Here is a 13,396-nt window from a genome sequence, read left to right as displayed (position 1 = left end):
CCACCCACGACCGCCCGATCCGCACCACCGCCTCCTGACGGAAAACGGCCACGCCGACCCGCCGCCACGCCCAAGGCCCCGCCACTGTCGGCGCCCGCGTCCACGGTCTCGGCGGCGACCGGTTGGCGGCGCGCGGTGCCTACGACTGCCGGGCTGCCGTGAGCACGCCCGGCACCGCGCGGCCGGGCTGGTGAACTGTCGGCGCGTGCCGGAACGCCCTCCCGAGTGCTGCCTCCACCCCTGCGGCGCTCCTCGGCCTCCACGGATTTCTTATGAGGTTTTCATCTGACGGTTCGTAAGCTGAGCAGGTCCCCTGGGTTGCTCCTCCCCCGCTTCTCCGTCGGCACCCCAGCCGACGGTGGCCCTGATCTTCAGGGAACTCGGAGGAGACAGGAGGGAGTACATGGGCAGGTTCAGCAAGAAGGCTCGCCAGCACCCGCGCAAGATCAACTATGACTTCGTTTCGGTCATCATCGGTGTGCTCGGCTTGGTGATTGCAGCCGTCCCCTGCGTGGACCAGCTCGTCATGTGAACGAGAGGTGGGTGCGGACGTGAGGCTGGGCTGCTCCAGGTAGCAAGCCCGACCGGTGATTGGACGGCCGGGCTCACCAAGGTCCCTGCGAGGGCCTGGCCTTGGGTACCGCCAGGGTCAGGTCCTCGTCAGACCTTCATCCGTGTTCGCGCAGGCTGAACACGCCACCAGGCTTCCACAACGGGGCGATCTTCGGCAAGCGGCCTGTGACGGCACTGGGGGGTGCGCTTGTTCATCTCCTCGAACCCGCTGTGCCGGGACAGCGTGCGGCGGGCCGCGCTCGGTCACCACCGCCGGGGTGGGCGGTGGCTGACGGGGCGCCATGGCGCCGGCCGGTGGGCGGTGCCGGCCTGATCCGCCGGGGCGCTCCCGCGTGGCAGGCTGGCCGCATGGATCCGACTCAGCAGGCCATGGCCCGGCTCGGTGCCGCCGGGGTGAACGGGGTCGCCCTCACCTGGGTGGACAACGCGGGCATCACCCGGGTCAAGACCGTGCCCACCGGCCGCCTCGCGCAGACCGTCGAGCGCGGTGTGGGCATGTCGCCGGTCTTCGACGTCTACCTCGTGGACGACTCCATGACCACCAGCCCCCACATCGGCGGCCCCGACGGCGACCTGCGGCTCGTCCCCGACCTGAACCGGCTCACCGCCCTGGCCGCCCAGCCCGGATGGGCGTGGGCGCCCGTCGACCGCTACGAGCAGAGCCGCGCGCCGTACCCGGCGTGCCAGCGGCGGTTCGCCCGCCGTCAGGCGGAACGGGCGCTCGACGGCCACGGCATCGAGCTGCGCATGGGCTTCGAAACCGAATGGATGGTCACACGAGCGGGTGAACCGGCGGGCACCGGTCCGGCCTACGGCATGGCCCGCCTCGTCGAGCTGTCCGCCTACCTCGACGAGATCGTCGCCGCCCTCACCGCCCAGGGCATCGAGCCGCTGCAGCTCCACCCGGAGTACGCGCCCGGCCAGTTCGAGGTGTCCGTCGCCCCCGCCGACCCCGTCGCCGCCGCCGACCTCGCGGTGCTCGTCCGCGAGACCGTGCGGGCGGTGTCCGTGCGGCACGGGCTGGCCGCGACGTTCGCGCCCGTCGTGGACCCCGACGGCGTCGGCAACGGCCGCCACCTGCACCTCAGCCTCTGGCAGAGCGGCAAGAACGTGTGCCGCGACGGCGACGGCCCGTTCGGCATGACCGCCGTCTGCGAGGCGTTCCTCGCCGGTGTCCTGCGCGAGCTGCCCGCCCTCCTCGCCCTCGGCGCCCCCACCCCCGCCAGCTACCTGCGGCTCAAGCCGTCCCACTGGGCCGGGGTCTTCCAGTGCTGGGGCCTGGAGAACCGCGAGGCCGCCCTGCGGTTCGTCCCCGGCACGCCCGACGACCAGGGCGCGGCCAACGCCGAGATCAAGTGCTTCGACGGCGCCGCCAACCCCTACCTCGTCACCGGCTCCGTCATCGCCGCCGGTCTGGCCGGGGTGGCGGAGGGGCTGACGCTCCCGCTGCCCGTCAGCGGCGACCCCGCCCACACCCGGACCGGCGCCCCCGCCCGGCTGCCCGCCTCCCTGCCCGTCGCCCTCGACCACCTCGAGAGCTCCGCCGTCCTCCGCGAGGCCCTGGGGGAGGAGCTGTACGGCGCGATCCTGGCCGTGCGGCAGGCGGAGACCGCGCTGTTCGCCGCGTCCAGCCCGTACGAGATCGCCGCCGCGACCCGGGACCGGTACTGACGGTGGACGCCGAACTGGTCGACCACCACTGCCACGGCGTGCTGCGCCGGCCGCCCGCCGACGACGATCCGGCCGCGTTCGAGCTGCTCCTCACCGAGGCCGGGGACCCCGCCGCCCCCGGCACCAGCTACTTCGACACCCAACTCGGCTTCGCCCTCCGCCGCTGGTGCCCGCCCGTCCTCGGTCTCGACCCGCACTGCCCGCCTGCCGCGTACCTCGCCCGCCGCCGCGCCCTCGGCCCGGAGGAGACCGCCCGCCGCCTGCTGCGGGCCGCCGGGATCGCCACCTACCTCGTGGACACCGGCCTGCCCGGCGACCTGCTCACCCCGGCCGAGCTGGCGGACGCCGGTGGCGGCACCGCCCGCGAGATCGTCCGCCTCGAAACCCTGGCCGAACGCGTCGCCGCCGCCGGGCCACCCGCCACCGACGCGTTCCTCACCGCCCTCGACGCCGCCGTGACGGACGCGGCCCGCACGGCCGTCGCGTTCAAGTCCGTCGCCGCCTACCGGTACGGCCTCGACCTCGACCCCCGCCCGCCCGCGCCCGCCGAGCTGTGGACGGCGGCCGACCGCTGGCTGGCGCGGGGGAACCGTCACCGCCTCGCGGACCCCGTTCTCCTGCGCCACCTGATGTGGTCGGCCGCCCGCACCGGGCTGCCGCTCCAGCTCCACACCGGCTTCGGCGACACCGACCTCCGCCTGCACCGCGCCGACCCGCTGCTGCTCGGGGACTTCATCCGCGCCGTCCGCCCGACCGGCTGCCGCCTGGTGCTGCTGCACGGCTACCCGTACCACCGCCAGGCCGGTTACCTGGCCGCCGTCCACCCCCACGTCTACGCCGATGTCGGGCTGGCCCTCTCCCACACCGGGGCCCGCGCGGAGGCCGTGCTGGCGGAGATGCTGGAGCTGACGCCGTTCGGCAAGCTGCTGTTCTCGACCGACGCCACGCCCTCCCCGAGCTGTACCTCGTCGGCGCCCGCGTCTTCCGGCAGGCGCTGGACCGGGTGCTGGGCCGCTGGACCGCCGACGGCTCGTGGTCGCCGTCCGACGCCGGGCGCGTCGCGGCCCTGATATCCGCCGGGAACGCACGCCGGCTGTACGGGCTTGACCCTGACACCGTGTGAGGCCGTGGAGTAGGACGCACCATGTTCACCATCGGGGAATTCGCCTGGCACGGCCGCGTGACGGTCCGCATGCTGCGGTACTACGACGCCATCGGGCTGCTGCGCCCGGCCCGCACCGACCCCCACACGGGGTACCGCCGGTACGAGGCCGGACAGCTGGCCCGGCTGAACCGCATCGTCGCCCTCAAGGACCTCGGCTTCACCCTCCAGCAGGTGGCCGTCCTGCTGGACGAGGAGGTCAGCGCCGAGGAGCTCAACGGCATGCTGCGGCTGCGGCGCGCCGAGCTGGCGGAGCGGGTGGCGGCCGACACGCGGCGGCTGGCCGGTGTCGGGGCGAGACTCCGGACGATCGAGAGGGAGGGCCACATGCCCACCGAGGAAGTGGTGCTCAAGAGCGTCCCGGCCGTCCGCGTCGCGGAGCTGACCGGGATCGCGGCCAGGGACACCAACGAGGACATCGGCGCGGTCATCGAGCCGCTCTACGTCGAGCTGGAACGCCGCATGGAGGCGGCCGGGGTGGCGGCGACCGGCCCGGCCGTCGCGTACTACGAGCCGGTGCCGGACGGCGAGGGCCTCGTGGTCCACGCCGGGATCCCGGTCGCCGTGGCACCGGACGCGGGGTACGGCTTCGCCGTCGTGGACCTGCCCCCGCTGGAGAACGCGGCGACCGTCGTCCACCGCGGCTCCGTGGACGGCCTGCTGTCCGGCATCCAGACCATCGCCCGCTGGACGGAGACGCACGGCTACCGCTCCCTGGGCATGGCCCGCGAGGTCTACCTCGAAACCCCGGACGAGGCGCGGGACTGGGCCCCTCCTGCCCGCGGGCGGGCAAGGAGGGAGGGTGACGGAGCTGCAGGAGCCGGTCGCTCCGGTCTGATCCGTCGCCCGCCCGTCTACTGCACGCCGAAGAGGTCGAGCAACTCGGTCCGGCCGAACATCCGGGCCGTGTCGATCGCCGACGGCTGCCCGGCCGCCGGGTCCGCACCCGCCGCGAGGAGGGTGCGGACCACCTCGACCTCGCCCTTGAACACCGCGCCGGCGATCGGGGTCTGGCCCTTGTCGTTGCCCCGGCGCGCGTCGGCGCCGCGTTCGAGCAGGACCCGGACGGTGTCCGCGTGCCCGTGGTAGGCGGCGAGCATCAGCAGCGTGTCGCCCTTGTCGTTGCTCAGGTTCGGCGGCACGCCCGCGTCCACGTAGGCGGCGACGGTCGCGGCGTCCCCGTGCCGGGCCAGATCGAAGATCTTCGCCGCGAGCTGGAGCACCTCTGGATCGTGCGCGGGCTCGTTGGTCTCCGGTTCCGGGCCGGTCATGGGGACGTCCTCCTGGGGAGAGAGGGGTTTCGCAAGCGGGTGCATCGGGTGCACCCCAGCCTACGTACTCTCGCTGCCATGATTCCCTCAATCCGGCGGGCATTCCGGGTGGATCGTGCGATGTTGCTGGCCGGTGCCGTCCTGGTCGGCGACATCGCCTCGCTGCCGTTCCGGACCGTGGACACCGACGCGCGGACCGTGGCGCTGGGCTGGACCCTGGTCGCGCTGGCCTGGGTGGCCCTCGGGCTGCGGGAGCGGTGGCCCCTGCCGGTGGCCCTGCTGACCATCCTGATCGCGGCGGTGTACTACCCGGTGACGGTGGCGGACGGCGCGACGCCGATGATCTGCTTCATCGTCGCCCTCTACACGGTCGCCAGGAACGACCGGCTCGCCGTCGCCGTGGCCCTGGCCGTGGGGGTCATGCTGGGCGTCGGCTACGGCGAGTTCGCCGTCGACAACCACCGCCGGGACGTCGACAACATGGCGATCATGCTGCTCAGCGGCTGGTTCCTGAGCGTGATCGCGTTCGGCCACGCGGTGCGGGTCAGGGAGGCGTACCAGCACGAGGCGGCGCGGCAGTCGGCCACCGCCGAGCGGCTGCGGATCGCCCGCGAGATCCACGACGTGCTGGGCCACAGCCTCTCCCTGATCAGCGTCCAGGCCGGGGCCGCCGTGCACCGCAGCGCCAAACGGCCGGGCGAGACGGCGGAGTTGGTCACGGCGCTGGAGTTCGTCCGGGACACGAGCAAGGAGGCCCTGCGCGAACTGCGCGCCACGCTCGGGGTGTTGCGGCAGGTGGACGAGGAGGCTCCCACGTCCCCGGCGGCCGGTCTGGACCGCCTCGGCGAACTGGCCGACCGGGCCGCCGCCACCGGCCTGAGCATCCACCTCGGGACGACGGGCGACCCCCCGGTCCTCCCGCCGAACATCTCCCTGGCGGCGTACCGGATCGTCCAGGAGTCCCTGACCAACATCACCCGCCACGCGCGGGCGACCCGGGCGTCGATCACCGTGACCTACGCCCCGGACGAACTCCGCCTGCGCGTCGAGGACAACGGCCACGGCACGACGGCCCCGGAGGGCAGCGGCATCACGGGCATGCGCGAACGGGCCCGCGCCCTGGGCGGCGACCTCACCGCCACCACCACGGAGTCGGGCTTCCGCGTGACGGCCCGCCTCCCCCTGCCGGCCCGCTGAGCGGGCGGCGGCGTGGGCCTACGCTGGGGCGCATGGTCGTGCCGCGTATCTCCGTTCTGCTCGCTGATGATCAGCGGCTCGTCAGGGCCGGGTTCCGGTCCATCATCGACGACGAGGACGATCTCGAAGTCGTCGGCGAGGCGGCCACCGGTGCCGAAGCCGTGCGGCTGGCGGGGGAGTTGCGGCCCCAGGTCGTGCTCATGGACATCCGCATGCCCGAGGAGGACGGGCTCGCCGCCACCCGGCGGATCGTCTCGGACGAGCGGCTGGCGGGCGTGCGGGTCGTCGTGCTGACCACCTTCGACGTCGACGACTACGTGTACGGCGCGCTGCGCGCCGGGGCGTCCGGGTTTCTCGTCAAGGACACCGAGCCGATGGAGCTGCTGCACGCCATCCGCGTCTGCGCGCGCGGCGACGCGCTGATCGCGCCGGCCGTGACGCGGCGGCTCATCGCGGAGTTCGCCGGGCGGGCCCGGCAGCCCGATCCGAGTCCCCGGCTGAACGCGCTCACCGAGCGCGAGCGCGAGGTGATGGAGCTGGTCGGCGCCGGGCTGACCAACGACGAGATCGCCCGGCGGCTGGTGCTCAGCCCGGCCACGGCCAAGACGCACGTCAGCCGCGTCATGACCAAGCTCGGCGTGCGCGACCGGGCGCAGCTGGTGATCCTGGCGTACGAGAGCGGCCTGATCACGCCCGGGTGGCTCGGCTGACCGGCCCGGCCGTACCACCAGGGGTGTAGTCCGGCCGCGTGGGGGCGCGACGTCCGGGGTACTCAGGTGTCCTCCGGCGGCCGATGCGCGGGGGCGTGCCGACCGCCGACCGTAGGGGGCCTGACGCGGTCGTACGACTTTCGGAGGCACTCCATGACCGTCTTCGCGCGCCTCGCCGGCTTCGCGTACCGGCGCCGGTGGCTCGCCCTCACGCTCTGGCTCACCGTGCTCGTCGGGGTCTGGGCCGCCGCGTCCGTGGCGGGTGACGACTACCGCGAGGACTACTCGCTGCCCGGCACCGAGTCCCAGCAGGCCGCCGACCTGCTCGAAGAGCACGACTCCCGGCAGGCCGGGGACACGGTCGAGATCGTGCTGCACGACGCGGACGGCCTGGACGACCCGGTCGTCCGGCAGCGCGTCGAGCGCGCGCTGGCGGACGTGGCCGGGCTGCCCCGGGTCGCCGGGGTCAGCAGCCCGTACGACGACGCGGCGGCCGTCTCGCGGGACGGCACCGTCGGCTACGCCACCGTCGTGCTGGACGTGCCGTCGGAGCAGATGACGAGGCCGGACACCGAACGCATCCTCGACACCGCCCGCCAGGCGCGGGGCGACGGTCTCCAGGTCGAGCTGGGCGGCGACGCGGCCCGGCTGCTCGCGGAGGGCGAGGGCGGCGCGGCCGAGGGCGCGGGCATCCTCGCGGCCCTGGTGATCCTCGTCTTCATGTTCGGCACCATCATCGCGGCCGGGCTGCCGGTCATCACGGCCGTGTTCGCGGTCGGCTCGACACTCGGCGTCATCGTGCTCGCCTCGCACGCCTTCACCATCGCGGACTACACGCCGTACGTGATGATGCTGGTCGGCCTCGGTGTCGGCATCGACTACGCGCTGCTGATCTTCGCCCGCTACCGCACCGAGCTGGTGGCCGGCGCCCCGCCCGAGCGGGCGGCGGTCGCCGCGCTGGACGCCGCCGGCCGGACCGTGTTCTTCGCGGGCTGCACGGTCATCGTCGCGCTGCTCGGCCTCGTCGCCCTCGGCCTCGGCTCGCTCCAGGGCATCGCGCTGTCCGTGGCGCTGACCGTGCTGGTCACCATGCTGGCCTCGCTGACGCTGCTGCCCGCGCTGCTGGGCGTCTTCGGGAAGCGGTTCGCCCGCCAGTTCACGGCGCGGGCCGCGCGGCGCGCCGCGAAGGGCCGGGCGCCGGAGGGCACGGCGTGGCGGCGCGTCGGCACCGCCGTGCAGCGCCGCCCGCTGGCCGCGCTGCTGCTGGCCGTCACCGCCCTCGGCGCGCTGGCCGCGCCCGCGCTCGGCCTGCGGCTCGGCTTCGCCGACGCGGGCAACGACCCGGCCGGCTCCACCAGCCGCAAGGCGTACGACCTGCTCTCCGAGGGCTTCGGCCCTGGCTTCAACGGCCCCCTGGTCATCGTCGCGAACGGCGGCGAGGGCGGCGGCGGTGGCGGCGGCGCCGAGCGGGCGGCGGCCGAGGCGTCCGCCGTCCTCGGCGACACGCCGGGCGTGGCGGCGGCCACCGGACCCATGCCGTCCGAGGACGGACAGGTCGCCACGGTCATCGCGTTCCCCGACTCCCCGCCGCAGGACGAGGCCACCACCGACCTGGTCTCCGCGCTGCGCGACGACGTGCTGCCGCGGCTGGGCGCGCGGACCGGCGCGGAGTACCTGGTCGGCGGTGCCACCGCCGCCGTGCAGGACTACTCGGACACGGTCGCCCGGCGGATGCCGGTGTTCGTCGCCATCGTGGTCGGCGTCTCCGTCCTGCTCCTCATGGCGGTGTTCCGCTCGGTCCTCATCCCGCTCAAGGCCGCGCTGCTGAACCTGCTCAGCATCGGCGCCGCGCTCGGCGCGGTGACCCTGGTGTTCCAGGAGGGCGCCTTCGGCGTCGAGCCGGGCCCGATCGAGGCGTACCTGCCGGTGATGATGTTCGCCATCGTCTTCGGCCTCTCCATGGACTACGAGATCTTCCTCGTCTCCCGCATCCACGAGGAGTGGGAGCGGACGAGGGACCACGCCCTCGCGGTCCGGGAGGGCCTGGCCCACACCGGCTCGGTGATCACCGCCGCCGGCGCCATCATGATCGTGGTGTTCGGCGCCTTCATGCTCAGCCCGGAGCGGATGCTCCAGCAGTTCGGCTTCGGCATGGCGGTGGCGATCTTCGTGGACGCGGTCGTCATCCGCTGCCTGATCGTCCCCGCGGCCATGCGGCTGATGGGCCGGCACGCCTGGTGGCTGCCGGCGCCGCTGGCGAGGGTGCTGCCGCGGGTGGAGCTGGAGCGGACGTCCGCACCCGGGACCCGGGAGCGGGAGCCTGTGACGCGCTGAACGCCGCGTACGCCGCCTCGACAGCACGGGGGCCGGGCACCCGGCCCAGCCCCAGCACGCGCGCGGCCCGTCTCAGCACGGCGCTCACCGCCTCACCGGCGCGGGCGAGGTGGGCGGGCCGCTCGGCGGGTGGTGCCGAACGCACCAGGTACGCCTGCCGGACGACGTCGGTGAACACCGACTGGACGCGCTTGTACGCCAGATAACGCGGCAGGTCGCGCGACAGACCGGCCGCCGCGCCCGGCAGGACCTCGTCCACCGCCCGCGCCCACCGGGCCTGCATCTCCCGCTCCTGGGCGGGCGGATACCGCATCAGGTGCAGGTGGGTGGCCAGGTCGTAGAGCGGGTCCCCGATCAGCGCCAGCTCCCAGTCGATCGTCCACAGCATGCCGTCCGACTCCGCCACGATGAGGTTGTCACGGTGCAGGTCGGCGTGGAGCAGGCAGAACGGCCGGTCGGTCAGCAGCGCCGCCTCCCTGGCCAGCGGCCCGGCCGGGGCCAGCACCCCGGGGTCCACGCCGAGCGCGGCGAACAGGCCGTGCAGCGCCGGGCGGTGCACGGCCCACACCCGGCGGCGGGTGAAACGGATCAGGCCGCGCAGGAAGTCCCGGCTGGTGCGCGGGCGCAGCCCCACCGGGCACCGGTGCATCAGCGTCAGCGCGGCCGGGGACACGGTGGCCAGGCGCCCGAACAGGGCGGTGAGCTGGTCGAGTTCGAAGTCGGTGAGTGCGGTGCCCGGCGGGCGCGGAACGGACAGCGGCTCCCCCTCGATGTAGCCGTGCACCCGGAGGTCGCCGGGGCCGACGCGGTAGACGGGGGCGATGCGTTCCACACCCAGCAGGGCGAGTTCGATGAGAAGGTCTTCCTCGTTGTCGAAGCAGCGCGGATCGAAACGGTGGACTCCGGGCCGTGGGCGGCCGGCCTTCAGCCGTCCCAGGGGCGCCAGTTCGCCCTCCGCGCGCAGGATCTGCCAGATGCGGTGGTGCCCGCGGAGGGCAGGCAGCGGTTGGCTCATGGTGGTGGCCTCCCGGCAGCGGGTCGGTTGGGTTGGGTCGGGTCGTGGTTGGCTCGTCAGGGGTCGGGGGTTGTGCGGGGTTGCGTCTGGTTGCGTGGGATTACTTGTGGTTGCTCGTGGTTGGTCGTGATGTGCCGCGGTTGGTCACGGGTGACAGCACGGTACGCCGCACGGGTGCGGCTGCCGATGGCCCGATCGGGCAGGTCTCACCCGAAGGAGGGGGTGACGAGCGCCGTGAGCACCTGCTCGAGGGAGCGCACGACATGCCGCGCGCCGGCGTCCGCGAGCCGATCCGCCGCCGCCTCGTCGGGCGCGTAGCCGATGAACGGCACGCCGGCCGCCGTGGCCGCGGCGAGGTCGGCGACGCTGTCGCCGATCATCAGCGCGCGGTGCGCGGGTGTTCTGGTCGAGGCCAGGGCGCGCAGCAGCGAGTCGGGGTGGGGTTTGAGCAGCGCGATGTCGCCGGTCCTGCCGTGGACCCGGCCGCCCACGTAGCCGGACAGTTTGTGGCGGCGCAGGTATGTCTCGGCGGCCAGCGGCGAGTTGTTGGTGGCGATGGCGACCTGCCGCCCGCGGGTGGAGAGGGCGGCGATCAGCGCGGCGGCGTACGGCGTCGGGTGCGCGGTGGCGGCGGCCGAGACCTCCTCGCTGGTCAGCGCCGCCTCCAGGCGCTGGACGACCAGGGCGCCGGGGCGGCGCCGGGCGATGCCGCGCAGCACCTGGTGCGGGTCGGGGGAGGTCCGTAACTCGGCGGAGAGCAGGGCCGATACGGACAGCTCCCCGGCCAGCGCGCGCAGCCGGTGCGCGATGGACTCGGCGGTCCTGACGGCGAAGAGATGGCAGACAGGGCCGTCGAAGTCGAAGAGAACACAGTTGGCGTTACCGATGAGTCTCCTCATCTAACCGAGTGTGAGCGGTTGGGCCAGCGTTGACCAGAGGGACTCGAACCACAGGTGTGACTCTTCAACAAACGCGGTGTCCGAGGAGGAACGGAACACCTTTGAGTTGAGCCCGAGCACGTCGTAGATCTCCAACTGCTCCCGCTCGTACTCCACGACACGCGGCACGACCTGGTAGTACGCGGTCAGCACCTCGGTGCCGTTGAGCAGATACAGCTTCTGCACCGGGGTGATGGGGACGCTGCGGATCTCCACGTTGACCTTCGGGACGAGCCGCATCTCGGCCAGCGAGGTGAGCTGGTGGCGCAAAGAGGTCGAGAACGTGCGCGTGAGCTGCCGCAGCCGGGCCAGCGGGCGGCGGTCGGCCGGGTCGGAGACGAGCCGGGGGTAGGCCAGCGGGGCGTCCGGGCTGGGCAGCAGGACCCGGACGGAGATGGAGACGGGGGCCAGTTCGCCCGCCGAGATGGCGATCAGGGGGGCGGCCAGTGCCGAGTTGAGTGTCTCGGTGGTGAGACAGAAGGCGTCGATGGAGATGTCGTCGGCCTGGAACGCGAGGGCGATGCGGTCGGCCACCTCGACGCCCGCCGGGCGGGGGGCGTCCGCCATCGGCGCGCTGACCAGGGCCGGAGCGCCGCGCCCGCGGGTGCTGACGTATCCCTCGCGCTCCAGGATGGCCAGGGCCTGCCGGACGATGGTCCGGTTGACGCCGAATTCCTCGACCAGGGCGCGCTGGGTGGGCAGCTTCGCGTGCATCGGAAGCTCGCCCGAGCGTATGCGGTCGCGCAGCACGCCGGCGATGTGGTCCGAAGAGAGCAGGTCACCCGTTGGGTGCGGGGGCTCGCTGTCCGGGGCGATCTCCTCACTCACGGCTCACACCATACAACTTTCGGCCAGATGCGGAACGTTGATATGAGGACGTTTCCCGGCTGCCGCCAACTGGGGAAAACAAGCATATAGTTGGTTGCCAACTTGGCCAACTTTCCCAGACTTCAGCGAAGTTGACGTGATGTGAGGAGGGGTCATGCTCGTCTCCACGATTACCGTGGCTGCCCTCGGCATCGCGGTTGAGCGGGCGGTAGAGATCCAGTTCGGGCTGCCGGGCCTGATCGGCCTGCTGATTCTGCGGACGGGGATGCGGAAGCGGAACTACACCTGCACCTGCGTGGGCACGACGGTGTTGGTCACGCTGCTGGTCGGCGGCCTCTGAGTCGTTTCGGCCACGACCGCCGGTTTTTCGCCGTCGGATCAGATCTGAAAATCAGAAGATGTCGGGGCACCAAGGGCGGCGACCCGTGTGGAACAGCAGATCCGCACGGGCCGCCGCCCCCGCTGTCCGCTCCTCGATCCACCCGGCGTCCGTCAGCCGCGTCGCGGAGGTCTCGCCGAGGTAGAGGCGGGCGAGCGTCCCGCAGTCGAGCACGAGATCGGGCTCGCGGCTCGTGGCGGCACAACTCGCGCCCTGCGGCGAGGCGTTGAGCAGGAACCGGCCCCCGGCCAGCCCCTGCGGATCGCGCACGCCGAGCACCAGCTCGCCCTCGGCGGCGAAGGCGCGCGCGGCCAGCATCCGGGGAACGTCCAGCGGGCGCAGCCACAGGAAGTCCGCGTGCTCGCGGACGGCGGCGGACCTGGCGTCGGGCAGCAGCAGCGTGAGCGGCGAGTCCGGGGCGGCCCGGCCGGTGTCCACCGCCGTCACCCAGTCGACGGACAGCAGGAACCGCCACAGCGTGGCCTCGGCGGCCGGTGAGGTGGCGATCAGGCCGCGCACGGTGGCGGTGTTCCCCGGCATGCTCGCCTCCCAGTGACCGTCCACCGCGAAGGTCACCAGCCCCTGCGGCACGCCGCGGGCGTCGCGGTACAGCACGTGGAACGGCTCCGTCCACGGCTGGAGGTCGAACCGGACCTCCCCGGTGGCCCGCTCCCAGAACCCCGCGTCGCGGTCGATGGCGCCCGCCCGCGTCCGCCGGAACCGCTCGTGCAGCTCCGGTCCGGTCTTGCGCACCTCGGCCCCGTCGATGAACGCGAGCGTGCCCTCGCTCTCCCGCAGCGTCCAGCCCGGATCCAGCCCGGTGCGCGTGCCGTCGACCCGCCAGGTGGTGTACGCGGCGGCCGGCCCGAAGCCGAACCGGCCGTAGATCCGGTACTCGGCGGCCACCAGCGTCGCCACCACGTCGCCGCGCTCCTTGGCCTCGGCGAGGTCGGCGGCCATGAGCCCGCTGAGCAGCCCCCGCCGCCGGTGCGTGGCGGTGACGGTCACCGCCGAGACGGCGTTGGCCGCCACGGTGCCCCCGCCGACGACGGTGAGCCGCTGATCGAAGCTGCGGAAGGTGGCGACGCACCGGTCCCCGTCGAACACGCCCCGGGCCCGCTGGAAGTCCTGCCTGGCCCGCCGCTCGTCGAGGTCCTCCTGAGTGAGCTCGGCGGCCTTGAGGAAGCCGGTGTGGACGGCCCGTATCCAGGCGTCGGTGTCGGCGGCGTCCTCGTTGACGAAGCGAGTGCTCAGGGCCATGCCCCGAGGCTACGTCCCCCGCCGGACCCCGGGCCAAGGGGTTTTCACCCCGCCCACC

Annotated in this window: 10 protein-coding genes and 3 pseudogenes; 8 read left to right on the top strand and 5 right to left on the bottom strand. The window is 73.3% G+C overall.

Features of this window, described 5'->3' with window-relative positions:
- Nucleotides 1–403: 403 nt before the first annotated feature.
- The 4 genes and pseudogenes from ACSNOC_RS24300 (at nt 404) to ACSNOC_RS24285 (ending at nt 4,244) form a co-directional block, all read left to right on the top strand.
- A complete protein-coding gene (locus tag ACSNOC_RS24300) occupies nt 404–532 on the top strand; it encodes a hypothetical protein (RefSeq protein ID WP_436749697.1) in 129 nt (42 codons plus the stop codon).
- A 389-nt stretch (nt 533–921) separates the two neighbouring features.
- A complete protein-coding gene (locus ACSNOC_RS24295; RefSeq protein ID WP_436749696.1) occupies nt 922–2,244 on the top strand; it encodes a glutamine synthetase in 1,323 nt (440 codons plus the stop codon).
- Between the two features lie 2 nt (nt 2,245–2,246).
- Nucleotides 2,247–3,367 (top strand): annotated as a pseudogene (locus ACSNOC_RS24290) (amidohydrolase family protein).
- A 21-nt stretch (nt 3,368–3,388) separates the two neighbouring features.
- Nucleotides 3,389–4,244 (top strand): annotated as a pseudogene (locus ACSNOC_RS24285) (MerR family transcriptional regulator).
- A 16-nt stretch (nt 4,245–4,260) separates the two neighbouring features.
- Here ACSNOC_RS24285 and ACSNOC_RS24280 read toward each other — a convergent pair.
- Complete coding sequence (locus ACSNOC_RS24280) at nt 4,261–4,677, bottom strand: ankyrin repeat domain-containing protein (RefSeq protein ID WP_436749695.1); 417 nt, start codon at nt 4,675–4,677, stop codon at nt 4,261–4,263.
- A 120-nt stretch (nt 4,678–4,797) separates the two neighbouring features.
- Between ACSNOC_RS24280 and ACSNOC_RS24275 the strand changes: the two genes are divergently transcribed.
- From ACSNOC_RS24275 to ACSNOC_RS24265, 3 genes are all read left to right on the top strand, one after another.
- On the top strand, nt 4,798–5,874 hold the full coding sequence (locus tag ACSNOC_RS24275; protein ID WP_436749694.1) for a sensor histidine kinase: 1,077 nt from the start codon (nt 4,798–4,800) through the stop codon (nt 5,872–5,874).
- 32 nt (nt 5,875–5,906) lie between these two features.
- Nucleotides 5,907–6,584 (top strand): response regulator, encoded by a 678-nt coding sequence (locus tag ACSNOC_RS24270; RefSeq protein WP_436749693.1) that lies wholly within the window; start codon nt 5,907–5,909, stop codon nt 6,582–6,584.
- Nucleotides 6,585–6,737: 153 nt separating this feature from the next.
- Nucleotides 6,738–8,918: an MMPL family transporter gene (locus ACSNOC_RS24265; protein ID WP_436749692.1), complete on the top strand. Its 2,181-nt coding sequence runs from the start codon at nt 6,738–6,740 to the stop codon at nt 8,916–8,918.
- Nucleotides 8,919–9,192: 274 nt separating this feature from the next.
- Here the strand turns inward: ACSNOC_RS24265 and ACSNOC_RS24260 are convergent.
- The 3 genes and pseudogenes from ACSNOC_RS24260 to ACSNOC_RS24250 all read right to left on the bottom strand — a co-directional run.
- Nucleotides 9,193–9,933, bottom strand: a pseudogene (locus ACSNOC_RS24260) (aminoglycoside phosphotransferase family protein); the annotation flags it as partial.
- A 206-nt stretch (nt 9,934–10,139) separates the two neighbouring features.
- Nucleotides 10,140–10,832, bottom strand: a complete 693-nt coding sequence (locus tag ACSNOC_RS24255) for an HAD family hydrolase (protein WP_436749691.1) — start codon at nt 10,830–10,832, stop codon at nt 10,140–10,142.
- Nucleotides 10,833–11,699 carry a GntR family transcriptional regulator gene (locus tag ACSNOC_RS24250; protein ID WP_436749690.1) on the bottom strand — a complete coding sequence of 289 codons (867 nt, stop codon included), beginning with the start codon at nt 11,697–11,699 and terminating at the stop codon, nt 10,833–10,835.
- 154 nt (nt 11,700–11,853) lie between these two features.
- On the opposite strand from ACSNOC_RS24250, the gene ACSNOC_RS24245 reads away from it, so the two are divergent.
- Nucleotides 11,854–12,039: a hypothetical protein gene (locus ACSNOC_RS24245; RefSeq protein ID WP_436749689.1), complete on the top strand. Its 186-nt coding sequence runs from the start codon at nt 11,854–11,856 to the stop codon at nt 12,037–12,039.
- Nucleotides 12,040–12,090: 51 nt separating this feature from the next.
- On the opposite strand, the gene ACSNOC_RS24240 is transcribed toward ACSNOC_RS24245, so the two are convergent.
- The gene (locus ACSNOC_RS24240) at nt 12,091–13,338 is read right to left on the bottom strand and encodes a GNAT family N-acetyltransferase (protein WP_436749688.1); all 1,248 of its coding nucleotides are present in this window, start codon (nt 13,336–13,338) and stop codon (nt 12,091–12,093) included.
- Between the last annotated feature and the right edge of the window lie 58 nt (nt 13,339–13,396).

The sequence above is a fragment of the Streptomyces sp. URMC 129 genome (genome assembly GCF_051386415.1).
Classification (GTDB): domain Bacteria; phylum Actinomycetota; class Actinomycetes; order Streptomycetales; family Streptomycetaceae; genus Streptomyces.
Note: the sequence above shows the minus strand (reverse complement) of the source record. Positions and strands in the feature narration are given on the sequence as shown.

Bases quoted from the DNA above. Each gene is read 5' to 3' on its own strand.
- ACSNOC_RS24295 (WP_436749696.1), top strand. From the start codon at position 922: ATGGATCCGACTCAGCAGGCCATGGCCCGGCTCGGTGCCGCCGGGGTG.
- ACSNOC_RS24255 (WP_436749691.1), bottom strand. From the start codon at position 10,832: ATGAGGAGACTCATCGGTAACGCCAACTGTGTTCTCTTCGACTTCGAC.
- ACSNOC_RS24270 (WP_436749693.1), top strand. From the start codon at position 5,907: ATGGTCGTGCCGCGTATCTCCGTTCTGCTCGCTGATGATCAGCGGCTC.
- ACSNOC_RS24280 (WP_436749695.1), bottom strand. From the start codon at position 4,677: ATGACCGGCCCGGAACCGGAGACCAACGAGCCCGCGCACGATCCAGAG.
- ACSNOC_RS24245 (WP_436749689.1), top strand. From the start codon at position 11,854: ATGCTCGTCTCCACGATTACCGTGGCTGCCCTCGGCATCGCGGTTGAG.
- ACSNOC_RS24265 (WP_436749692.1), top strand. From the start codon at position 6,738: ATGACCGTCTTCGCGCGCCTCGCCGGCTTCGCGTACCGGCGCCGGTGG.
- ACSNOC_RS24275 (WP_436749694.1), top strand. From the start codon at position 4,798: ATGTTGCTGGCCGGTGCCGTCCTGGTCGGCGACATCGCCTCGCTGCCG.
- ACSNOC_RS24300 (WP_436749697.1), top strand. From the start codon at position 404: ATGGGCAGGTTCAGCAAGAAGGCTCGCCAGCACCCGCGCAAGATCAAC.
- ACSNOC_RS24240 (WP_436749688.1), bottom strand. From the start codon at position 13,338: ATGGCCCTGAGCACTCGCTTCGTCAACGAGGACGCCGCCGACACCGAC.